This is a genomic window from Paenibacillus sp. IITD108 (assembly GCF_036541265.1).
Classification (GTDB): Bacteria; Bacillota; Bacilli; order Paenibacillales; family Paenibacillaceae; genus Pristimantibacillus.
Genome location: NZ_JAZHCT010000001.1, coordinates 311,549 through 333,414 on the forward strand (window position 1 = coordinate 311,549; position 21,866 = coordinate 333,414).

Below are 21,866 nucleotides of genomic sequence, written 5' to 3' on the forward strand. Positions count from 1 at the left end.
CTACCTCCAATTTTTTCCCGCTAAGCGGTTAATGATGCCCTGTACATTTTTGTCGGACCAATCCTGCTCCTTCTCCTTGCGGGACTGCTTCAGTTTATTTGTATAGTAAGCAAAAAGATGAACATTGCGAATAAATTCAGTAGGATCTACAATAACTGCTCTTTGCGCATAGCTTTCAATAGAGCCACGCGCTTTTTTATTCACCGTCACCTTAATTGCTGGTGATAATATTTGCTGGTCATGCTCAATTTCTCCCGACAAGCCAAGCCCCTTTTCGCTTAGCCAGCTCGCAGCCCGCTGCAGCTTTTTGTCTGCCAGGCTATTATGCTCCGCTGTTTCATAGGCAGGAATGGCAACTTGCTGCTTGGGTCCTATCCCGCTCCATTGAAACAATGCGCCGAGCACACCGTTGGCAGCAAGCTTGCTGTATAGCGGATCGTATTGGGGCTCCAGTAAAATTCCGCTGTAATAATCGCGATTGCTATTGTCCCAGCCAAAAGCTGCCCTCTCAGCTGCAGTAGCGACTGAATAGTAGGCAGCTACTGTTTGATACATATAGGAGCCTGCCGCAATAAATAATAAAATAATGCCGAGTAAAAGAGGTACGACGAGCGCTGCTTCGATCGAATAGCTTCCTCTTTCCTCTCCCCACCATTTGCCGAAAGACGACTTAGTTAAAAATACTGTCTGCCTTATCATCCGCTTTGCTCATCAGCCTCTCCAGCAGCTCAATAATCCAATCCTTAAACAGCAGCGCAATCAGTATAATGACAGCAATAATTAAAATAACCTCAATTGTACCCATCGCTTCTTCCTCTTTCATAAAGCGTGCAGCTAAGTTCCCAGCCTTCATCTCTAATCAGTCCTTTGCCTATAATTTAATTTCAAAAACATATAACGAAGTCACATTATCATTATGGCAGGCGCAGCAATTAATACGATCAAAATAAGCAGGATGCCCACCAGAGGAAAAACGAGCTTGGAGGATGCCTCCTCCCCTCTCATTCTGGCAATGCTTTTTCTTCTTTCCCATAAGCTGTACGATAGCTCGCGCAGAGCAAGAACAAGCTGATCGCCGCCGCGCTTATAATTAAGCAGCAGCACGGTCGTAAATATAGATACCTCCTGAACAGCGCAATTTCGATTGAATCGCTCAAGAGCATTGCTGAAGGATTGCCCGTTTTGCAGGGCTTGCGCTGCAAGCCGCCATTCTTTCACAAGCGCTTCGCTAGTGCAGGCTTGGGCTGAATGAGCAGAACGCTGCGAGCTGAAGGCGATTTTTATAAATGCCCGCTGCAGATTTTCTCCTGCTCCTACTAGCAGCTGCAATCTGCTTAGCATATCGGGCAACGCTAAAATAATTTGATTTTTGCGTTTAACGACTTTACTTTTGGCATCTATATATGGCTTTATTGCAAGCACAACAGCTAACACAAGCCCTATGACAAGCAATAGCGCCTCTGCAGTGATTACACTAAACCAGACACTGCACATGCAGGCAAGATAACCTGCACCGGCATATTTTGCCGTCAAAGCCTTTGTCTCGTCATAACTCCAGTCTGCTCCTTCTAAAATCATTTGCTGCGTGTGTAATATGCCAAGCGGAAGAGAGAACTGCTCAAATATCCGCCATCGCTCCATCAGCCGTTTAAACGGCTCGACTATTAAGCTATTTTTTAGTGCGTCTTGATCAAGCTTTTTAGCATATGTTCCAAAAATAGCCGGCAAGCTTCTGCCGAGGAGGATGAGCCAGCCAATCAAGAGTGAGCATGCTGCAACTAGGCATATTAGAACCAACTTCATTCTCTCCCGTTCATTTTTATACTGATATTTGCATCAATTTATTCATAAGCCAAAAGCAGCCTATCAGCAGCAGCAATGCAGCTGTTAATAACAAATAACCCATACCGCTATATAGGGGAGCCATGTAATCAGGCGCAGCTAACTGAAGAAAAGCTAAAAATACAAACGGGACAGCCATCATCATTCGTCCTTCAAGCTTTTTTTGTGCGATCAAAACTGCTATTTCCTGCTCAGTAGAAAGCTTTTCATTAATAATCAGGGCTGTTCGCTTCATAACCTCTACCATATTCCCGCCGGAGCGCTTGCACGTCGCCAACGCCTCGGATAGCTGCTCAATTTCATCAATATGAGAACGGGCTGCAATATCGCCAAAAGCTGCCTCAATAGTTTCTGCATGATCGAGCTTATGAACTAATCCCGTAAACTCTCGAATAATCGGCGAAGCGGGGTCAGGATAAAGCAGCACCAGATCGTCGAGTGCAAAGCGGATCGCATTTTCCAACGATTTGCCGGCAGCCAATGAGGACGTGAGCGCCTGCAGCGCTTCCTTAAATTGCAGCCGCAGCTGCTCCTTTCGCCGCCTCATCAGCAGCTGCCTGCTCCATCTTGGGGTTAATACAGCTGTAAGGGATAAAAACAACGACAGCAATACAGAATGATAAAACAAATAAGTGGCTGCAAAAAGCAAGCTAAAGCCAGCTGCAAGTGAAATAACCCACTGCTTAACCGATAAGTGATATTCGTTATAATTAATAAATAATCGCTTGCTGCTTTTGTTTTGATTCCGATAGGCGATATCTAAGCCAAGCCATTGCAGCTGTTCTTGCCACTTCCTGCTTATCTTCTGTTGGCTATTATGTGCTTTTGGCAAATTGACTGCACTCCCTTCCAGCCAAATACAGCTTTTCAGTATGGATCAGGCCATAAGGCGTAGCTAACAGACGACCCTGAAAACTCCCGTCTTGCTCCGCCTCCTCCACAAATTGATATAACGGCTGCAGTTTAATTTCTCCCTGCTCCATTCCGATCACTTCACAAATTTCTGATACCTTTCTTGAGCCATCCCGATATCGCGTTAAATGAATGACGATGTCGATGGCGGATGCTATTTGCTTGCGAATAACGGGCAGCGGCAATTGTGCGGCGCTCAGCACCATCGTCTCCAGCCGCGACATCATATCCTGCGCACTATTGCCATGGCCTGTCGATAAAGAACCTGCATGACCAGTATTTAAGGCCTGCAGCATATCGAGTGCCTCCTCCCCTCGAACCTCTCCCACGATAATACGGTTCGGCCTCATCCGCAGTGCTGCTCGTATTAAATCTTTAATGGCAATTTCACCCTTGCCCTCAGTATTGGCATTGCGCGTTTCCAAAGTGACTACATTGTGAAGTGACTTTAGCTGTAACTCAGCTGAATCCTCAATCGTGATGACTCGCTCACTGTTAGGAATATACTGCGACAGCACATTTAGAAAAGTCGTTTTGCCAGTGCCCGTTCCGCCGCTAATAAATATGTTGTACTGCGCTTCAATTAATACACGCAACAGCTCGGCCGCCTCGTTCGATATGGAACCAAAAGCGATGAGATGCTCCATCGTAAGCGGCTTGTCCGGAAATTTGCGGATCGTCATGCAAGGCCCCTTCAAAGCGACTGGGGGCAGAACGACATGAACGCGCGACCCATCCTTAAGCCTGGCATCAACAATCGGCGATGATTCGTTGACTACACGATTGACGCTCGAGACGATAGCTTGAATTAAATCCTCAAGCCTCTCCTTGCTTTCGAAGCGCTGCTGCAGCTTTATTAAGACGCCATTGCGTTCTACGAAAATTTCTTCATGATGATTAATCATAATTTCAGTAATAGATTCGTCTTCCATTAACGGCTGCAGCAAATCCAAGCCCCGGAAGGAATGAAATAGCAGATGAATAGCTTCAATTTTTTGCCGGGCGCTAAGTTTATGCTCTCTATTGCTGTATTGCAATACAACAGCTTCTATTAAGGACATAAGCTCCTTATCATCCATCGAGTCCGCTTGATGAATCTGCTCTCGTATAATGCAACGCAGCTGTTTTAGTTCCGGCTCATCCATTGCTTGTCGATGAGATAGCTGAGCTCCCTCTTCCAGTATTCTATCGTGCAGCATATTCGCTGCTCCTTTGGATGATCTGCTGCAGCAGGCGGTCAGCGGCGGCGCGAAAGTCAGCTGAACTGAGCAGCCTGGCTTCTCCTTGAACCCTCCAAGCCTCTACATCTGGAAATATAATATTATGAGGTGCCAAAAAGCTAGCTGCAAGCTGTGCTGAATGCTTAGCCCAATGCGATTGGCGGGGTGATGTGCCATTAAAAACAACTTCTAGCTTGGAAGGCAGTGGTCCGAACTGTTCTGGCCAGTTTCTCATCATATATTGCATTGCAAGCAGCTGCTTGCTCAGCACAGTCTGGTCGCCATTTACTACCCAGACTATGACATCTGCCCTATCCAACATTGCCATTTGCAGCTGCCCTAAACCGCTGTCCAAATCTATTACAATAACATCATAATGTCCGCAGCCAGCAGCCAGCTCTACAATTGCAGCAGCCTCTTCCCCGCTGAAAGCATCCCAGTCCTCATCCAGCTCAAACGGCAGGACATAATCGGCCTGCAGCAGCTTATGGCGCTTACGCTGCTCCAGCCACTGGCTGCTTTGCAGCCCTCCTCTTTTAACGCTGTACAACAGCTCAGACATGCCGCTCTGCTTTTGCTCATCCTGCCGAGGGGTTTCACCGCCAAGCCATAATTCAAAGCAATTCCAACGCTCCATATTCAAATAAAATACTCGGCTATGCCGAACACCCGCAGCATGGGCAAGATGAAGGGCTATGGCTGTTTTTCCAATATTTCCGGAAACGGAATACACGACAATGACCTGCGCGCCCGCTTTGCCTTGCACCGAGGATAATTTAACGTGTTCGCTGGCACCAGTAAGCTCACTGTATATCTCCAATGCTTTTTGCAGCAATTGCGGCAGTGGCTGATACTTCAATAAGCATGGCCATGTCTTCAACTTGCCTCGCTCTTGCTCGGCTAGCACAGCTGCTGGCAAATGCGGATACGCATCAGCTATTTGCTTCAAAATACTCGCTCCTGCAATAAGGTAATCTATTCTTCCTCCTTTCTTGATATAGCTCATACATGCCTCAGCGCTAGTAAAAACGATTATTGTCCAATTGGAATGAATAGGATGGCGCCGAAAATAAGCGGAAAATTTTAATAAATAGGCTTCATCATCCAAAGCAAGCGCAAGCTGCTTCAGCATATTTCTCCCTCCCTTTAATTTGCACCAAGGATAAACGGCTCCGCCGTCCTTTGGAAAGGCGCGTTTACCGATGAATGACAAGAACAAGTTTAAGAAAAATTTGTTCTTAACAATGCAAAAAAGCACCGCAATGGGCGCAGCAAGCTGCTGCCCATACGGTGCTTCCGTCTAAATTTTATATAAGACTAACTTTAGTTCAAATTACCACATATGACCATTTCAAGTCAACTATTTAGCCAAAAAACAGTTTTATTTCACGTTCAGCATTTTCATCCGAGTCAGAGCCATGAACGATATTGCTGGCTACATCCGTTGCATAATCGCCGCGAATTGTGCCTGCTGCAGCTTCTACTGGATTCGTTGCGCCAATAATCGATCTTGCATTTTTAATAGCTTCGTTGCAGCTTAGCTCCATTGCAAATACGGGGCCTGAAGTAATGAAGTCTACTAATTCGCCAAAAAATGGCTTTTGATTCAAATGAGCATAATGCTTCTCGGCAAGCTCCTTGCTGACATGCATTAATTGCGCTCTTTCGAGCACAAAGCCTTTTTCCTCAAATCTTGCAACGATACGACCTACTAGACCTCTTGCAACTCCATCCGGTTTAACCATGACAAATGTCTTACTCATTTTCATCCCTCCGTATTTATCGTTATTGCCAACTATTTATTAATCCATTCCATAATAATGCCCGCTGTTTCCTCGATTGCCCGATTTGTAACATCTATAACCGGGCACTGCAGCTGTTCCATAATAGAAGCTGCATATTCCAGTTCCTCCCTGATGCGATCCGATGATGCATATTGCGAAGTGCCGGGCAGGCCCAGCGTCTTTAAACGCTCAGAACGAATTTCCACCAAATGCTCCGCCTGCATCGTAAGACCGACGATCAGTCTATCAGGCCCTTGTCTTAGCTCCTCAGGCGGATTAACCTCCGGCATAAGAGGCAAATTGGCCGTTTTTATTCCTTTATGAGACAAAAATATACTTAAAGGGGTTTTCGATGTGCGCGAAACGCCAATCAGCACAACCTGTGCTTGAAGCAAGCCGCGAACATCCTTGCCGTCATCATAACGAACAGCAAAATCGATGGCATCCATACGGCGGTAATAGGCATCGTCGATTGAATGGAGCAGCCCCGGCATACGCTTAGGGAAGCTGCCAAATGTATCGATATACGCTTGCATCATAGGTCCCATTACATCGACAGCCCTTACATTGTGACGCAGCGCCTCCTCCTTCATCAGCTCTCTAAGCTCTGGTTGAACGAGTGTATAGCTAATGAATCCGCCTGATTTGGCGGCTTCATGCACGATACGCGTAATTTCCTCCTCGGAACGCAAATTGCCGTATCTTTTAACTTTTACCTGCTCAGAAGTAAATTGCCGGAGCGTAGCTTTAGCAACTGCTTCAGCCGTTTCACCGACTGCATCGGAGCATACATAAATCGTTCGCTGTGTCATAAACCAGGCTCCCCCAATTCTTCTGCTGTTGCAATATCCGCAATTAGACGAATAATATTTGACTTAGAAACCCAGCCAGTTACCTCAGGATCATGCCCATCCTCGCTGCGCATATGAACAACCGGCAGGCAATCGAGCTGATGCTGCGCCATTTTGCGTATTGCAACCATAACCGAATCATCAGGTGAAAGCGTAACAATATTCGGGTAACGAGTCATAACCATGCTTACAGGAATCGCCGCGGCTCCTGGATTGCCCAGTGTAATTTTCAATAAATCCTTAGGCGTCACTATACCGGCAAAGCGTTTATTTTCCGTAATAACAAGCAACGTATCTGCATTTTCTGTAAAAAGAGTAACAACGGCATCATGAACAGATAGGCTGTCCGGCACATTGACCGGTACACCTTGCACATCCCTTACTTTTACGCTGTTAAACTTGTCCATCGGGTGATTGTTGGATCGATATGCGCTTCCTAGAAAATATCCGACCTTTGGCTTGGCATCCAGCATCCCTAACATAACTAGCAAGGACAAATCAGAACGGAGCGTCGGACGGCTGACACCCAAATATTCTGCCAATTGCTCGCCTGTTACCGGCGAATGCTTTTTGACCAGCTCAATAAGCTCTAATTGCCGAGTTGATAGTTGAATCATATGACCTCCTCACCGTTATATGACTCACATATATGTAATAATCACATAATTTACCCATATAACATATCACATTAAAATTTATTACACAATATATAGAATTTTTATGGACAATACATTTCCTTTACTATAGCTCATCGCTGATCCGTTAAAGCCAAAAACGCATCGACATCCTGCCTTACCAGATCGACTGCAGCTTGCCAAAACTGCTTCTGCTCCAAATCAACCTCCAAATGCTTTTTAGCCAGTTCCTCAACCTTCATACTGCCTGTATCTCTAAGCAATGCGACATAACGGCTCGAAAAAGCCTCTCCTTCCTGCTTGGCAATTGCATAAATTCCTGCACTAAACAGGAAGCCAAACGTGTACGGGAAATTATAGAAAGGTACATCGGTTAAATAAAAATGCAGCTTGGAAGCCCAGAAGTGAGGATGAAGCTCTCCCAGCATATCACTGTATGCCTCTCGCTGTGCTTCTTCCATTAAAGCATTCAACTCATCGCTGGATACAATTCCTTGCTTCCGGCGCTCATAAAATCTCGTTTCAAATAAAAAGCGTGCATGTATGTTCATATAAAATGCAACCGCTCGTTGTATCTTATCCTCTAGCAGACCGAGCTGCTCTTCTTTGTCCGTCGCAGCCTGATACGCTCCTTCGGATACGATCAGCTCCGCAAAGGTTGAAGCCGTCTCTGCTACATTCATCGCATATTCCTGAGCCAGCGGCTGCAAATCGTTCATAACATGCTGATGATAGGCATGACCCAGCTCATGGGCAAGTGTAGAAATATTAGAAGCAGAGCCTGAATAAGTCATAAAAATACGGGTTTCACCGCTTTTCGGAAGCGACGTGCAGAAGCCTCCCGGACGCTTGCCTGCCCGATCCTCTGCCTCGATCCATCGCTTACGGATTGCCATATCGGCGAATTCTGCCAGCTCAGAGCTGAAGCCTCTGAATTGCTGTACGATAAATGCTGCCGCTTCCTCATAAGGGACTGTCCGCGCAGCCTTGCCGAGCGGCGCCTCCACATCGTGCCAATCCAGCTTATCTACGCCAAGCAACGAGGCTTTGCGCTGCAAATAAGGAATAAGCAGCTTTTTGCCTTCAACTACAGCATCCCACATCGCATTCAACGTTTTTTCGCTCATTCTGCACATTTGCAGCGGCTCCTTAAGTGCCGACTGCCACCCACGCTTATTGTACAGCTTCAAGCGAAAGCCGGATATGCGATTTATCACTTCCGCGCAAAGCTCAGCCTGCTCTCCCCACACCTTTTCCCATTCCGCAAAAGCTGCTGCTCGAAGGTCGCGATCCGGTTCAGATAGTCGATTTTGCATCTGGCCTGCGGATAGCAGCTCCGCAGTTCCATCTGCTGCAACAGCCTGGAATTTGGCACGGCCGACAATCGTATGATAGAAGTCGCCCCAGCCATGATAGCCGTCAACAGCCAAATCTTCCACTAGCGCCTCCATTGCAGGTGCCAGCTTTTCCTTCATTAGCTGCCTTCTCTCATCCAGTTGAAAGCTTACTTCATTCATAGCTTCAATTTGAAGCAGCTGCTCCCATTCCGATTCTTGAAGGGAAGCGAGCAGCTCATCATAGCTGGTCAGCAGGCCGTTAAACTGTGCAGATATTGTTTTAACACGGTCATTCAGCGCGATCGCCTTCGCGTCGCCTACATTTTGCGCCATTAAGCAGCCGACAAAAGAGTCAGATTGACGAAGCGCGAGCAAAATTTGCTGTACAAGCTCAGTAATGGATACAATTGCTGCTTGTTTGTTGTCTGCGCTGCCTGCGGACTGAATAAGCCGGCTCATCTCCGCAAGATTGCGCTCCATGCCGGCAAGCTCCTCTTGAAATTGTGCCGAAGACGAACCGCCGGCATAAATACTTTCCAAATCCCATGTCAGTGATAACTTTTCCATTCCTATCGCTCCTTTTATTTTAAGTAGTCACTCCGCTTTCTAGAGCGCTTCTCACGAGAGTGTCGATTCATTGTGGATAGGGCAACAAGCAAACGAAAGGGAGGTTACTACGAACAAGTTTGGGATTCCGACCGCTGTTGTAGTCCAATTTTTTTGATAAAATAACCCCTGTAAAGGATAAAATTGGCCTACAAAGGCGGACGCTGCCGCTTCTCCATTCCCAATCTTGCTCTTCGTTCCCCTTTCTTTTTGCTTATCAATTTGAACTGCGCACAATACTATTTTCTTGTTTCTTGCTAAAAAGTGCAAAAAGGATCGCTGCCCCGATGCTTTTAAAAGCAAATACTGCAGAACGATCCCGATACTACATTATACAAAGTTTACTATAACCTACCACGTTTTATCAGCTTATCGCATGAATCGACTATGAGTTTGATCGGGCTGCCTGCATATACTCCTTCAGGCCGGTCACAATCGCTTTGGCTATTTCATTCTGGACCTCTTCCTTCAGCAGCTGAGCCTCATTTTGCGGATTGGTCAAATAGCCGAGCTCAAGCAGCACCGAAGGCATCGGAGCATCTTTAATAATAAAGAAGTCCTCTACCTTTACACCACGATCACGAAATCCTGTAGCCTTCACTGCATGCTTATGTATAACCTCTGCTAACGTGCGGGACTGCTCTGTGAAATAATAGGTTTCAGTTCCTGATACTTTAGCGTCCGTATACGTATTGCCATGGATAGAAAGAAGCAGATCAGCGCCCTTGTCGCTGGCAATTTTAACCCTCTCCCGATCGACTGACGAAATAAAGCTGTCATCGCTTCTTGTCATATAAGCTTCTATAAGCTCTTCCTTTTCAAGCAGCTTCATAAGCTTTTTGGATAGCTGCAGCGTAAAATCTTTTTCATAGGCGCCGCTGGCGCCGGTAGCCCCTTTATCCCTGCCTCCATGGCCAGGGTCAATCACTACCGTATACATCTTGGGCCCTTTATGCCCCTCCTCACGCGCTGCCCCTTTCTTCTGGTCAGCTGCCTTGGGACTGCCGCATGAATAAAGAATTGCTGCTACTGCAAAAATAATCATCAACAGAATGGTTTTTCTCACCAGTCTCTCTCTCCTCTCCGCTACCCATCGGTCATTACAAGGACAGTACAGCTGCTTCTATTTTTCAATTTCACCGAGAAAATGCACGCCCTGCGCCAAGGACGCCGAAAGCGTTTCTTCTTGGTCTATCTAGCTGAAGCCCTGTCCGTGTTACAGCCAAGAATACTAGAGAGAGTTAAAGATAAACTAAAGATTGCCTCAAATTTATTTAAAAAATGCATAAAACAAGCAATTATTTATTATCTTATGATGACTTGACTGTTGTTTTAAGGAGAGTTATGCTCAAAACATTCATTCTATTGATGTTCATATGTTTATCGTGTATTAAAAATGGAGGTATGTTGATATGTCTAAACCATTGCAAATATCCGCAGAAACTGCGCAAATGCTCGCCAAACAGCTAGGTATGCCAATCGAGCATATCATGCATATGCCTAAGCATATTCTCGTTCAGAAGCTTACTGAGCTTGCTAGCCAGCAGGCAAAAAGCTCCGACGAGGAGAGCAAATCATGATTCCTTTCGAAAAAGCTTGGCCCTATGAAACGATTATGGGCGATATTTACGCAGCCGCCTGCCCGTTTTGCCAAAGCGAAAATGTGCTGCTGCCGCTTAAGCCGGCAGCCCTCCGCGACATTCAGGAAGGTAAAAAAAAGCTGCTGGTCTTTCCATGCTGCCACAGCAAAGTGACGGTTCTTGACGCTGACAGAGATTATTTGCTTACGGATACGAAGCTGCGATAGCAGCTTCGTTATCCTATTGAAGCTATGTATTCAGCTATTTTTATTTCATATGTTCAAGCCTTTTTCTATTATTGACTAATCTGCTTCCTCTAAACCTCTATCAGCCATTCCTTGCAAACGTCTTTCCTCATAATCAAGCCTAAGCTGCTGCCACTGGGCGCGCGCGGCTTGAATCATTGCTGCATCCATAATTTTTTTGTCATTAACAATACGTGAAAACCATCTTACAGCTTCGTTGTCATTTCCGATTCTGCGGTTCAAATCTCCAATAATAAACATCAGCTTTGCATTGCTTAGCGAGGCTGCCTCCAGCTCGAACACTTTAATATAAGATTGCAAGGCAAAGCCCAAGAAGCGCTTTTCCTGCTCGGTATCCTGCTGGTACCGATAAAGCCAGGCAATATGATGTAAAATGGCAGCGATGTTGCGGTCGGGCGCCTTGGTCGCCTGCGCTGAAATCAACGCCAGCTTGTAGCAGACAAGCGCATCCTGCAGCGTACGTTTGCCGCCGTAGCTCTGCATCTTCCAGCTGCTGCCCACCTGCTCAAAATATTGCCGTTTCTGCTGATCGCTCAATTGCTCAAAGCCATTCTCGGTGGAAGCGAACCCGCATTGCGGGCATACCCGAACAACATAGTAATCCGGATTAATTTCGTCGCGATAATGACCGCAAAAATCGGAGTCCATGCTTATTGCTTTTTTAAAGCTTGGCCTAACTCTAGAAGTGGTAAAATCCATTTCGCAGCAAATGCACGTAATTGTGGACTCGTACAGCGGCTCCATTTTTTATGTCTCCTCCTCAGTTGTATTTACAAAATGAAAAGCTGGCCCCGCCAAGCGGTTTAATATAATTTCGCTCAGCTCAGGACTAATTCCTGTTTCACGCAGCGCTTCACTCATGCAAAATAACCAAGCCTCCGCCCGCTGAGGCGTTACAGGGAACGGCAAATGCCTCGCTCTCATCATGGGATGCCCAACAGCATCAGAATATAGAGATGGCCCGCCAAAAAACTGCGTCAAAAACATATGCTGCTTTTCCATAACAGGCAAAATATTTTCTGGAAACAATGGGCCGAGCAGCGGATGGGCTTGTACCTTCGGATAAAAGGCTTCTACGATTTCGCGTAACTTATCCGCACCGCCAAGAGCTTCATAAATGGTCTCTTTTTTATTTATCATCCTATTCAACTCCATTAAAATATTACAAATATTATAGCATAGAACGTCTAATTGTTCTGTGACCTTCATGTGACTGTAGTATGGATTGGCTTTTTTAAACATATAGGTAGAAGTATAGGTTGTACAACTATATGTTTAGGAGGGCTCAAATTGCTCCGAACCCTTGTTCATCCCCTGTCCCTTACAGCTGCCGGCGCATTATTTTTAACCTTGCTTATGACTGTATTCCCTAATGAGGCTCTGCAGTCCTCACTGCGCGGCTTATCCATTTGGTGGCATGTATTATTTCCTTCCTTATTCCCTTTCTTTGTCATTTCTGAAGTGATGCTCGGAATAGGCATCGTTCATTTTTTTGGCAAGCTGCTTGATCCTTTTATGAAACCATTATTTCGCGTGCCTGGCATAGGAGGCTTCGTCTTTGCGATGGGCAATATTTCCGGATATCCCGTCGGCGCCAAGCTCACATCGCAGCTGCGCGAGCAAAATTTAATAAGCCGTGTGGAAGGAGAGCGGCTTGTCGCCTTCACTACTTCTTCCGATCCGATCTTTCTCATTGGAGCAGTTTCAGTCGGTTTTTTTCAAAATGTTGCGGTTGCGCCGGTGCTTGCAGCTGCCCATTACGGCGGCGGCTTACTGATTGGCCTGATTATGCGATTCTACGGCAGAAAAGAAGATCAGGTGCAGGATATCTTTATAAGCGGTCATCAAAAGACAGCTGTTAGCCGCAGCGTAAAACGCAGCAGGCTTAATCAGGCTCTAAGAGCGATGCATGAGGCGAGACTGCTCGATGGACGCACCCTTAGCCGGCTTATTCAGGATGCGATTCAAACCGCGTTAAAGCTTATGATCGTCGTTGGCGGCCTAGTCGTGTTCTTTTCAGTCATACTAGAGATGCTTATTCATACAGGTTTTTTAGAAGGAATTTCAGCCTGCCTTCGGTTTATTTTTGAGCTGTGCGGCATGCCTGCGCCGCTTGCAGATGCAATTATATTCGGATTATTCGAGGTTACATTAGGCGCGCGCAGTGCAGGAACGGCAAGCAGCGTACTGATGCATCAGGTCGCGATTGCAGCCTGGGTGCTATCCTGGGGCGGATTATCTGTCCATGCGCAAATTGCAAGCTTGCTTAGCAAGACAGATTTGCGTTACAGACCTTTATTGCTTGCAAGACTGCTTCATTCCTTTATCGCTTTTATACTTGTTTACATGCTTTGGGGCTGGCTTGGCGTATAAGCATTGTATTTAAAGTGCAATTCCATTATCATTTACATAGCACGATGAATCTGCTTGCCGCTTTATATCGCTGCATAGATATTCGTTACAGTTATAAGAAAGATACGTTTGGAAGGGGATTATCATTGAAATACGCAGTTATTGATCGAGGCGATCCGTTGTCAAAATCACTCGTCCAACAATTTCATCAGCTTGCTGAGCAGCACAAGTTCGTCAGGAATGATGAAGAGCCTGATATCGTATTGTCCATCGGCGGGGACGGGACTTTATTGCAAGCCTTTCATACCTATGTCGATCGCATTGAACAGGTTGCTTTTATCGGGGTGCATACGGGTCATCTTGGCTTCTATGCAGATTGGAATTCAGAGGAGCTTGAGGAGCTTGTGCGCTTTATGGCAAGCAATACGCCTAGTATTGTACGCTATCCGCTGCTGCAAATCGAGGTTCAGCTGCATGAGCAGACGCTCACCTATTTGGCGTTGAATGAATTTACGCTAAAAGGTGTCGATCAGACATTAGTTGCACAAATCAACATTAATGATGAGCTGTTTGAAATGTTCAGAGGTGACGGCATTGTCATTTCCACTCCGTCAGGCAGTACCGCATATAATAAAAGTGTAGGCGGAGCTATCGTGCATCCGTCCTTTGAAGCTTTGCAAATTGCTGAGATCGCATCTATTAATAACCGTGTATTCCGTACACTAGGATCATCCGTTCTGCTTCCGCGCCATCATCATTGTGATATTATTTCAAGGAAGTCTCAAAGGCTTCAGCTGAGCATCGATCATCTTAGCATAACACATGAGGACGTTCAATCTATCCGCTGCAGCGTTGCAGGCCGCAAGGTTTGCTTTGCAAGATACAGGCCGTTTCCATTCTGGAATCGCGTACGCGAGGCCTTTCTTGGATATGATGTCAGATAGCCGCTACCAAGGACAAGGATAAAGAACTCGCAGTCCTTCGCTTAAACGATATTTTAAAAATAGAAGGACCGGTTCGATTGCGCGAGGCAATGGAGCCGGTCCTTTCATTATGGCTGTTCGACTGCAGCGGCAGCTTCGCTGGCTGCTGCAGATTTTGATCCTTTTTTGAAGCGCTGCCCTTTGCGGTAATAAAATTCCCGCTTTTGCTTGGACGGCTCTCCCTTGGCATGCTGATTGCGCGAACGGGAAACGTTCGAAGAGCTGTCGCCGTCATTTTTTTTGCGCTTGTCTTCTTGAGCCGGCGCAGATTGCGGTTTGTCCGCCTGCTCCGCCCTTGCATGATTGCCGCTGGCGGCTCTTTCGTGCTCGTCCGATAAATCGACAGCCGCATATTCCTCATCCAACTCTTCTTGCACGTCTGCATCCTGTTTGCTGCTATGCTTTTTCTCTAAAATAAAATAAGCACAGCCAAAGTTGCAGTATTCATTAATATAATCCGAAATGCTCGAATAGACATTATCCTTTGTAGCTTTTTGGGTACTGTCTCGAAAAAAGCCCTTTAACCGAAGCTGGTTATAGCCCCAATCTCCGATAATGTAATCGTAACGGTCAAGCACCTCGCTGTAACGATCGCGAAATGCCTCCAAATTCCAGCCGTTTCTATTCTCATGTAAAAGCTCAAAGGATTTATTACCGATATGAATCAACGCCATCTCTTCACCTCGCATCAGCTTCATCGAATGAAGCTATCCACTTTAAGGATAGCTATAATGGAGAAACCTTATTGCTTTGCTGCCATTAATGCTTCGTTCTCCTCAGCTGCAATAGCTGCATGTGCAGAATCAGTCTGCTCATGAGCATGATAGGAGCTGCGCACAAGCGGACCTGACTCAACGTGACGGAAGCCGCGCTTCAGCCCTTCTTCCTTCAGCTTTGCAAATTCATCCGGATGTACATAGCGCTCTACGGCCAAATGCTTCGGAGTAGGCTGCAAATATTGTCCCAACGTTAAAATGTTGCAATCAACCGCACGCAAATCATCCATCGCTTGCAAAATCTCATCCCATTCCTCGCCCACACCTAGCATAATGCTTGATTTGGTTGGAATTCTTGGCTTCATTTCTTTGGCGCGCTTCAACAGCTCAAGCGAACGCTCATACTTAGCTTTCGCACGAACACGGTCAGATAATCTCTCTACCGTCTCGATATTATGATTCAAAATATCCGGGTTGGCATCCATTACGATTTGAAGAGCATCCCAATTGCCTTGAAAATCAGGAATCAGCACTTCTACACGGCAAAACGGCATACGCTTGCGAATCGCTCTTATCGTCGCAGCAAAAATAGAAGCTCCTCCATCTGCCAAGTCATCCCGCGCAACGGAAGTAACTACGCAGTGCTGCAAGCCCATCTGCTCGGCAGCTTCTGCAACGCGCTCCGGCTCCTGCAAATCGAGCTCAGTCGGCATTCCAGTATTAACAGCGCAGAAACGGCATGCTCTTGTACAAATATCGCCAAGAATCATAAAGGTTGCTGTACGATTCGCCCAGCATTCATATATATTCGGACAACGCGCTTCCTCACAAACCGTATGTAAGGTTTTGGAACGCATCATATCTTTTATTTCAGCATAGTGACCATCGGTAGTCAGCTTTATACGAAGCCAATCAGGCTTTTGCAATTTTTCTCGTTTTTTCATTGGACATGACCTGCTTTCACATTCAAATGAGAATCCATCTGCATCCTTCTCGTCAGATTAAAAAATAATAACCTCGTATATTATAACATGTTTCAGAAATAAATAGCACAAACGATATTTTATAATTTATTGTGCCGATTTAAGAGTAGAAAAATGTTCATGTGGAAACCTATACACACAAGGATAAGGAAAGGATGAGTGAGGATTGTTCACATTCGCATATAAAACTTTTATTATTGCAATTGCTTTAATGATAACTGCTGCAGCTGATCATGCAGCTGCAATGCCGATCGAATCGACCGCTGCCAGCTCCGAAGCTGTGCCGCAACACGAGCTGTACAACCAGCGAATGCTGCTCTATGAACAGCTGAGTGCTGTTACACTTATTCCATGGTATTGGCTTGCAGCTATCGATCAATATGAAAGAACCTTAACCAAAGCTTTGCCGAAGGCAAGACCTGCCTTAGGCTCATTGACCGGTATTTATATTGACGAGCAAAAATGGAGCGGCTGGCTGAATCCTGATCCGAGCGACCAGGTGCCCTTATCTATCAAATGGTTTAGAGGGGTAGGACAGGATGGGGACGGCAATGGCCTTGCAGAAAGAAACAGCGATACGGATCTGCTCTATTCCCTGTCACAGGCTGTATCTGTATACGGAAGTAATGAAGAGGATCTTTCCAATGGCATATGGAATTACTATCGCAACAGCCGCTCCGTACAGCGTATTCAGCAGTTTGCTGCTATTTACAAACATTATGGCAAGCTTGACCTGCATAAGCATGCTTTTCCGCTGCCTGTAAAAGCGGTTTATTCCTATAGAGACACCTGGGGTTTCAAGCGCAGCTGGGGCGGACGCCGCATACATGAGGGCACAGACATTTTCGCTCCGCATGGCACGCCCGTCAGAAGCACCAACTACGGCATTATTGAAATAAAGGGCTGGAACAAATTCGGCGGCTGGAGAATCGGCATTCGCGATTTGAACAACCATTATCACTATTTCGCCCACTTGAGCGGCTTTGACAAAAAGCTGCGTGAAGGTGATATTGTCGAGCCGGGCCAGGTTATTGGCTGGGTAGGCAGCTCCGGCTACGGCAAAAAGGGAACTCAAGGCAAGTTCCCGCCGCATCTTCATTATGGCATTTACAGCGACCGCGGCTCGGTCGAATGGTCGTTCGATCCCTATCCGCTGCTGCGTCGCTGGGAGCAGGCTGATTTTAAGAAATAACAGAGCAGCCTGCTCTATCCGCTACTTGACTGAGCCTTGCGGGGCAGTATTGCCTTCGATTGGCTCAGTCAAAACTGGCGCCGCTGCTTCCTCCTCCTCTGTTTGCGCCGATATGCCTGCTCCGGGAGCTAATGGAACAGATATGCTCGGCGCTTGCGGGGCAGACTCTCCAATCGGCTTGCCCGTATTATCGTAGTAATACATCGGCACGTCTCCTACAACGAGCAAATAAGAGATCGGAATATCTGTCTCGACAAGCTCGGGCTCCGTATCAAACGGAATAATAATCGTAACCTCAGCAATTACTTTAATATAGACTTCTACAAGAATCATATTAATGCCGGCATTTTTTTGGCGTGTGTTAAGCTCTACCTTGACTGCTCCTACAGGCTCAAAGCGTACGGGCACCCTCGGCCCGAACGATGATATGATGGCACTGTTAAGGGCATGGCCGATCGGAATATGCTCGGGAATATTTTGAATATCCTTTAAGGTCGTTTGCACAGTATCAATGGTAGCTGAAGTGATCCGCATATGTTCACCATAATTGAGCATAAAACCCGATATTTTTCCCTTGTCATTCATTTTCCAATCAATCAGCTTCTCCGAGTTCGAGCTTCGGGCAACCTGATCGGTAATCGCTTTGTTTATCGCTTGAGTCGCGATTTGCTTCACTCTCACTTTTGCAATAACCATAAGCGGCGGCCGTAAATTTCGTTCTATAAAAATAAATGACGGGATTGAGAATAACAACATAAATGCAAGAAGAAACAGCAGTACACGGCGTTTTTTCAACCTGCCCTTGGGACGCTGTTGTCCGGTCGCTTGCTTGCTCCAGCTTACTGCTGCTTTTTTTCTGCCCCTTCTAATCATGGCAAATGAAAAGATTGGCGCCCTGCTTCCCCATTTTGGCTTAGCAGCGTGCCGGCGTGGTCCGCTATTAGAAGAAGCTGCCGGAGAGCCCCATTTCATCGTCTTTATTTTTTTAAATGACTGGCTTTTCCAGACTGATCGCTGCCTGCCCCATTGAAGAGGGAAGCGCCATCCTCTTCTCCCCCATTTGGCCATTCCTTTCACCTCGCTCCTATCCTGTCCTCTTCTATATACATGCTATGCCGCCGCCGCAAAAAAAAGAAGAAAACGAGCCGCATGGGCCAAGTTTTCTTCTGCCAGATAAGCTATAATAAACAAAGCAACTAATAAGCAAGGAGAGCTGAATAATGTCTATTAACCGCCGAATTGTAACGGATCGCGATTTTGAGGAAGCTGTGCAAAGGCAGCAAAGCATACGTGTTTTTCAAAATGATCATATCATAGATAATAAAACGCTTATCATCCGCTTTGACGAGCAGCTGGTCGTCACACAATCGGATTACAGCGATGTAACTTATCACAATCGCAATGAATGTGAATTTTTTGTATTAAGGCGCTAGCTGGATAATGGAATTCCGATAAGAACAAGTTTATTGTGAAAACTTATAAACTCTTATAATTACAAAAAAGCCGTCCATGAGAACGGCTCTTTAGCGTTACAAACTAATCCATTGCTCTTTAATTCTACGGGCATAACTGATTACATAATTAGCCAATCGTGCAACAGCATGCTCCTGGACTAGCGTTGAATCTTGAACAGCTGCCTCTAATTTCTCCTCTATTTGCTGCAGCATAGCTATTACTGCCTCTTTATGCTGTTTGCCGTTCCTAATCTGCAACGGATCTGTCGCTCTTGCAGGAAATAAAACGACATTCCAGCTGGTTACAGCTGCCAGCTCTTCTTCAATGGCCTCCATCAGGCGTCTTGCTGATGCACGCTCGTGCTTCGGATAATAGCTATAGTAGTTATCCATTATTTGCTCATAATCACGAATCCAAAACGCTTGAGCAAATACATAGCTGTTCAGCCCGCTTGCTCTTTTCCATGAATAATCATCTTCTCCTCGATAAGGCACTACCAGATTCGTCATGCCGTGCAGCTCATACTGCGAATAGTAAGTGACATCCTCTATAATACGGCGGGACAAATTCGGAAAAAGATTCGTAAGCATATAATGATCGCTGTAATATTCAAAAATCGTAAGCTTACGCTCCTTGTTGCTTACAGCAGCTGCCCACTGCTTAAGTGCCGCTTCTGCCCGTTTATCCTCTACCTTCGGGCTATCCACATAACCGAAGCGGTAATCCCTGCCCCAATAGGCATACAAAGTATCAATCGAAGCGGAGTTATCCCCTGAAAGCTCCAGCATATGCCAGGCAAGCCCTGCATTATAGGCGATATGCTCTACTGAAAGGCTTAAGCCTGCTCTTGCCAGCTCATCTTTCAAAAGCTCCGTGAACTCGATATATGGCCTGACGAAATCGCTAGATTGTTTGGCTGCAATATCCTCAGGCCAAAGTGAAATTGTTGTCAGATTAGGAACAGTCCGGCAGTATGAGATAATTTTATGAATGAGTGGAAGCTGCCAGTCTTTGTTCTCAAAATCAAACTGCTCCTTTGCTGTATATGGATGATTCGCTGTCTCCTGCGGATGATCGGCTTCTTCCGTATTCAGCTTTTGCAAAAACTTCATGCTGTGTCCGCCGAGCGTAACTTGAATGCCGCGCTTTCTAATTTCAGGCGCTATATGCTCCTTAACCTGGTCCCACAGTGAAAATGTGAAAAACATTTCATTAATTTTATTTTGGCCGAACCATTGTATCATTGCTTTCAAATACGGCGGATCATTGATCGTCTCAAATACAAAGCCTCTGCGTTCCATTGCCGGAGAAAAAATATGGATCTCATTCACTGTGTAGGCTCTAGTGCTAGCGTCCTCTGGATTGCTAAATTCGTTCAAAGATTCGTCCCCAAGCAAAGGATAAACAGCATGCAGCCCCCATACATCCTGGGCGTATTGATAGACGCCGAACAGGACTGCCCGATCACCGTTCCCAGCAATAATAATCTGTTCTTCCTTCTCTATGATAAAAAATGAATCGCTATAAATAGCTTTGAATTGCTTGTTTGCCTGATCCAGCAAATCGGCTTCGGCATGGCGAAGCTGCTCCCAGGTACATAACCAAACAGCCTTGCCAACTGCTCTGCTGTTGAGCTTTCGCAACCGCTCCCACTCTTGCTGGGCAAATGCAAGCACCGTCTCATTGTTTACATTGCTATTACTGTAATCTGCAGCCATTTTTACTCCCTCCGCATATTTACTTTAGAACGGCATTGCCTTCCAGCAGCTTTTGCTGCAGCTCAGCTACAGGCACGTCGATTGCCCGGCATTGATGCTTTACAGCAAGCGCCGCAGCAGCTCCTGCTGCCTGCCCAATTGCCATGCAGCTTGGCGTCAGTCGAGTTGTTGCCTGCGCTTCATGCGTTGTCGATATACATCTGCCTGCCAGCAGCAAATTATCAATTTCAAGCGGTACGATGCTTCGATATGGAATATCGTATGCGCCGCCTTCTCGAATGAAGTTTGCGGTTACGCCCTTGCCTTCCGGATTATGGATATCGATAGGATAGCCGCTGCGTGCAATCACATCGTCAAATCTGCGAGCATCCAGCACATCCAGCCCATTAAGCACATAGTGGCCGATAATGCGTCTTGTTTCTCTTACGCCGATTTGTGAGCCTACCGCTGTTACGACTGCCTTTTCAAAGCCAGGGATATGCTCCTGGAAGAAGCTTTCAAGCTGCAGCACCTGCTTTCTTCCTTCAATCTCCGCCTTCGTCAAGTCTTCGCTGCTTGTTGGGTCAAGCCCCGAAATACGTGAGACGTTAACAAGCACTTCATCCTCATTAGGGCCGCTAAAGAACAAAACGCCGTCACGCTGGATAGGCAAATCTGCTGCCTGCCATTTGTCATAAAAGCCCATAACGCCTGTTAACGGCAAATGATCAAGCTCTGCAATTAACGACTTGTTGTAAAATTGCGAAGGATTATCCTGCATGTACTGCTTGACCTTCTGCAAATCTACACCCTTCATGCGGAATTTCATCGTCATAGGCTGCACCTTATGCGCATCATTGCCCTGCTCCCAAGGAGCGCCTGCCATATAAGCAGCGTCGCCATCGCCGGTTGCATCCACATAAGCCTTTGCCCGCAATTGTGAAATGCCGCTTTTATTATAAACCTGTACGTAGTCTATTCTATTATTTTCCGACTTAACGTCAATGATTGACGTATGCAGCAGCAGCTCTACTCCCGCTTCTTGCAGCATGTCGAATACTAAAACCTTATACACTTCTGGATGGTACGGCGTGAGCGTATGCGTAAAACCTACCGTATCGCGCAAATGGCCCGGTGAAGCGCCAAGCGCCATCAGGCGGTCTACAATTTCCTGCGCTATCCCTTTAATGACATGTTCGCCAGCCGCAGAATGAAAGGTCATCCACGGGTAAACCATCGCTGCTGTAGACATCCCGCCGAGAAATCCGTAACGCTCAACCAGTATCGTTTTGGCTCCGCTCCGCGCAGAGCTGATCGCAGCCGCTATTCCAGCCGGCCCGCCGCCCAATACAGCGACATCATATATTTTTTCGGTAAAGAACTGTGTGCTCACATTTTTTTCAGTCATGTCAACATCATCCCTTCTTTTTTGGAGCGCTCCCAAAATGCTGGTAA

The 21,866-nt window shown here is 46.3% G+C and carries 24 protein-coding genes; 6 read left to right on the plus strand and 18 right to left on the minus strand.

The genetic code is table 11. From position 1 onward, the window contains the following. The 11 genes from V1L65_RS01320 to V1L65_RS01370 form a co-directional block, all read right to left on the minus strand. On the minus strand, window positions 1–699 hold the full coding sequence (locus V1L65_RS01320) for a hypothetical protein (protein ID WP_331697240.1): 699 nt from the start codon (window positions 697–699) through the stop codon (window positions 1–3). Continuing rightward, complete coding sequence (locus V1L65_RS01325) at window positions 671–823, minus strand: Flp1 family type IVb pilin (protein WP_331697241.1); 153 nt, start codon at window positions 821–823, stop codon at window positions 671–673. Before V1L65_RS01325 ends, V1L65_RS01320 begins: the two co-directional genes overlap by 29 nt. 80 nt (window positions 824–903) lie before the next feature. After that, window positions 904–1,803 (minus strand): type II secretion system F family protein, encoded by a 900-nt coding sequence (locus V1L65_RS01330; RefSeq protein WP_331697242.1) that lies wholly within the window; start codon window positions 1,801–1,803, stop codon window positions 904–906. Between the two features lie 16 nt (window positions 1,804–1,819). Then, complete coding sequence (locus V1L65_RS01335; RefSeq protein ID WP_331697243.1) at window positions 1,820–2,674, minus strand: type II secretion system F family protein; 855 nt, start codon at window positions 2,672–2,674, stop codon at window positions 1,820–1,822. Then, window positions 2,658–3,899, minus strand: a complete 1,242-nt coding sequence (locus V1L65_RS01340; protein WP_331697333.1) for a CpaF family protein — start codon at window positions 3,897–3,899, stop codon at window positions 2,658–2,660. The genes V1L65_RS01335 and V1L65_RS01340 overlap by 17 nt, the downstream gene beginning before the upstream one ends. 40 nt (window positions 3,900–3,939) lie before the next feature. Further along, a complete protein-coding gene (locus V1L65_RS01345; RefSeq protein ID WP_331697244.1) occupies window positions 3,940–5,106 on the minus strand; it encodes a hypothetical protein in 1,167 nt (388 codons plus the stop codon). 232 nt (window positions 5,107–5,338) lie between these two features. Beyond that, window positions 5,339–5,737 (minus strand): nucleoside-diphosphate kinase, encoded by a 399-nt coding sequence (gene ndk, locus V1L65_RS01350; RefSeq protein WP_331697245.1) that lies wholly within the window; start codon window positions 5,735–5,737, stop codon window positions 5,339–5,341. A gap of 32 nt (window positions 5,738–5,769) precedes the next feature. Next, window positions 5,770–6,570 (minus strand): pyruvate, water dikinase regulatory protein, encoded by an 801-nt coding sequence (locus V1L65_RS01355; RefSeq protein WP_331697246.1) that lies wholly within the window; start codon window positions 6,568–6,570, stop codon window positions 5,770–5,772. After that, entirely contained in the window at window positions 6,567–7,226 is a 660-nt protein-coding gene (locus V1L65_RS01360) for a helix-turn-helix transcriptional regulator (protein ID WP_331697247.1), read from the minus strand. The genes V1L65_RS01355 and V1L65_RS01360 overlap by 4 nt, the downstream gene beginning before the upstream one ends. 131 nt (window positions 7,227–7,357) lie before the next feature. Beyond that, window positions 7,358–9,148, minus strand: a complete 1,791-nt coding sequence (locus tag V1L65_RS01365; RefSeq protein ID WP_331697248.1) for a M3 family oligoendopeptidase — start codon at window positions 9,146–9,148, stop codon at window positions 7,358–7,360. A 424-nt stretch (window positions 9,149–9,572) separates the two neighbouring features. Beyond that, window positions 9,573–10,253 carry an N-acetylmuramoyl-L-alanine amidase family protein gene (locus tag V1L65_RS01370; RefSeq protein WP_331697249.1) on the minus strand — a complete coding sequence of 227 codons (681 nt, stop codon included), beginning with the start codon at window positions 10,251–10,253 and terminating at the stop codon, window positions 9,573–9,575. A 346-nt stretch (window positions 10,254–10,599) separates the two neighbouring features. On the opposite strand from V1L65_RS01370, the gene V1L65_RS01375 reads away from it, so the two are divergent. Together V1L65_RS01375 and V1L65_RS01380 are read left to right on the plus strand one after the other, a co-directional pair. Next, entirely contained in the window at window positions 10,600–10,767 is a 168-nt protein-coding gene (locus V1L65_RS01375; RefSeq protein WP_331697250.1) for a YycC family protein, read from the plus strand. Further along, window positions 10,764–10,994, plus strand: coding sequence for a hypothetical protein (locus V1L65_RS01380; protein ID WP_331697251.1), 231 nt, complete (start codon window positions 10,764–10,766; stop codon window positions 10,992–10,994). Before V1L65_RS01375 ends, V1L65_RS01380 begins: the two co-directional genes overlap by 4 nt. Window positions 10,995–11,069: 75 nt before the next feature. On the opposite strand, the gene V1L65_RS01385 is transcribed toward V1L65_RS01380, so the two are convergent. Together V1L65_RS01385 and V1L65_RS01390 are read right to left on the minus strand one after the other, a co-directional pair. Continuing rightward, window positions 11,070–11,777, minus strand: coding sequence for a DUF2225 domain-containing protein (locus V1L65_RS01385; protein WP_331697252.1), 708 nt, complete (start codon window positions 11,775–11,777; stop codon window positions 11,070–11,072). 3 nt (window positions 11,778–11,780) lie between these two features. Beyond that, window positions 11,781–12,173 carry a globin domain-containing protein gene (locus tag V1L65_RS01390; RefSeq protein ID WP_331697253.1) on the minus strand — a complete coding sequence of 131 codons (393 nt, stop codon included), beginning with the start codon at window positions 12,171–12,173 and terminating at the stop codon, window positions 11,781–11,783. 150 nt (window positions 12,174–12,323) lie between these two features. On the opposite strand from V1L65_RS01390, the gene ylbJ reads away from it, so the two are divergent. Next, window positions 12,324–13,406 carry a sporulation integral membrane protein YlbJ gene (ylbJ, locus tag V1L65_RS01395; protein ID WP_331697254.1) on the plus strand — a complete coding sequence of 361 codons (1,083 nt, stop codon included), beginning with the start codon at window positions 12,324–12,326 and terminating at the stop codon, window positions 13,404–13,406. 125 nt (window positions 13,407–13,531) lie between these two features. Beyond that, entirely contained in the window at window positions 13,532–14,329 is a 798-nt protein-coding gene (locus V1L65_RS01400; protein ID WP_331697255.1) for an NAD kinase, read from the plus strand. Window positions 14,330–14,436: 107 nt separating this feature from the next. Here V1L65_RS01400 and V1L65_RS01405 read toward each other — a convergent pair whose 3' ends face one another. Next, a complete protein-coding gene (locus V1L65_RS01405) occupies window positions 14,437–15,066 on the minus strand; it encodes a YutD family protein (RefSeq protein ID WP_331697256.1) in 630 nt (209 codons plus the stop codon). Between the two features lie 44 nt (window positions 15,067–15,110). Continuing rightward, on the minus strand, window positions 15,111–16,028 hold the full coding sequence (gene lipA, locus V1L65_RS01410; protein WP_331697257.1) for a lipoyl synthase: 918 nt from the start codon (window positions 16,026–16,028) through the stop codon (window positions 15,111–15,113). A 250-nt stretch (window positions 16,029–16,278) separates the two neighbouring features. Between lipA and V1L65_RS01415 the strand changes: the two genes are divergently transcribed. Beyond that, window positions 16,279–17,259 (plus strand): M23 family metallopeptidase, encoded by a 981-nt coding sequence (locus V1L65_RS01415; protein ID WP_442955659.1) that lies wholly within the window; start codon window positions 16,279–16,281, stop codon window positions 17,257–17,259. A 21-nt stretch (window positions 17,260–17,280) separates the two neighbouring features. Here V1L65_RS01415 and yunB read toward each other — a convergent pair whose 3' ends face one another. Beyond that, a complete protein-coding gene (gene yunB, locus V1L65_RS01420) occupies window positions 17,281–18,327 on the minus strand; it encodes a sporulation protein YunB (RefSeq protein ID WP_331697259.1) in 1,047 nt (348 codons plus the stop codon). A gap of 152 nt (window positions 18,328–18,479) precedes the next feature. On the opposite strand from yunB, the gene V1L65_RS01425 reads away from it, so the two are divergent. Further along, window positions 18,480–18,692 (plus strand): hypothetical protein, encoded by a 213-nt coding sequence (locus V1L65_RS01425; protein ID WP_331697260.1) that lies wholly within the window; start codon window positions 18,480–18,482, stop codon window positions 18,690–18,692. 96 nt (window positions 18,693–18,788) lie between these two features. Here the strand turns inward: V1L65_RS01425 and V1L65_RS01430 are convergent, their stop codons facing one another. Beyond that, window positions 18,789–20,432, minus strand: coding sequence for a hypothetical protein (locus V1L65_RS01430; RefSeq protein ID WP_331697261.1), 1,644 nt, complete (start codon window positions 20,430–20,432; stop codon window positions 18,789–18,791). Between the two features lie 19 nt (window positions 20,433–20,451). Continuing rightward, the gene (locus V1L65_RS01435; RefSeq protein ID WP_331697262.1) at window positions 20,452–21,819 is read right to left on the minus strand and encodes an FAD-dependent oxidoreductase; all 1,368 of its coding nucleotides are present in this window, start codon (window positions 21,817–21,819) and stop codon (window positions 20,452–20,454) included. Window positions 21,820–21,866: the final 47 nt, after the last annotated feature.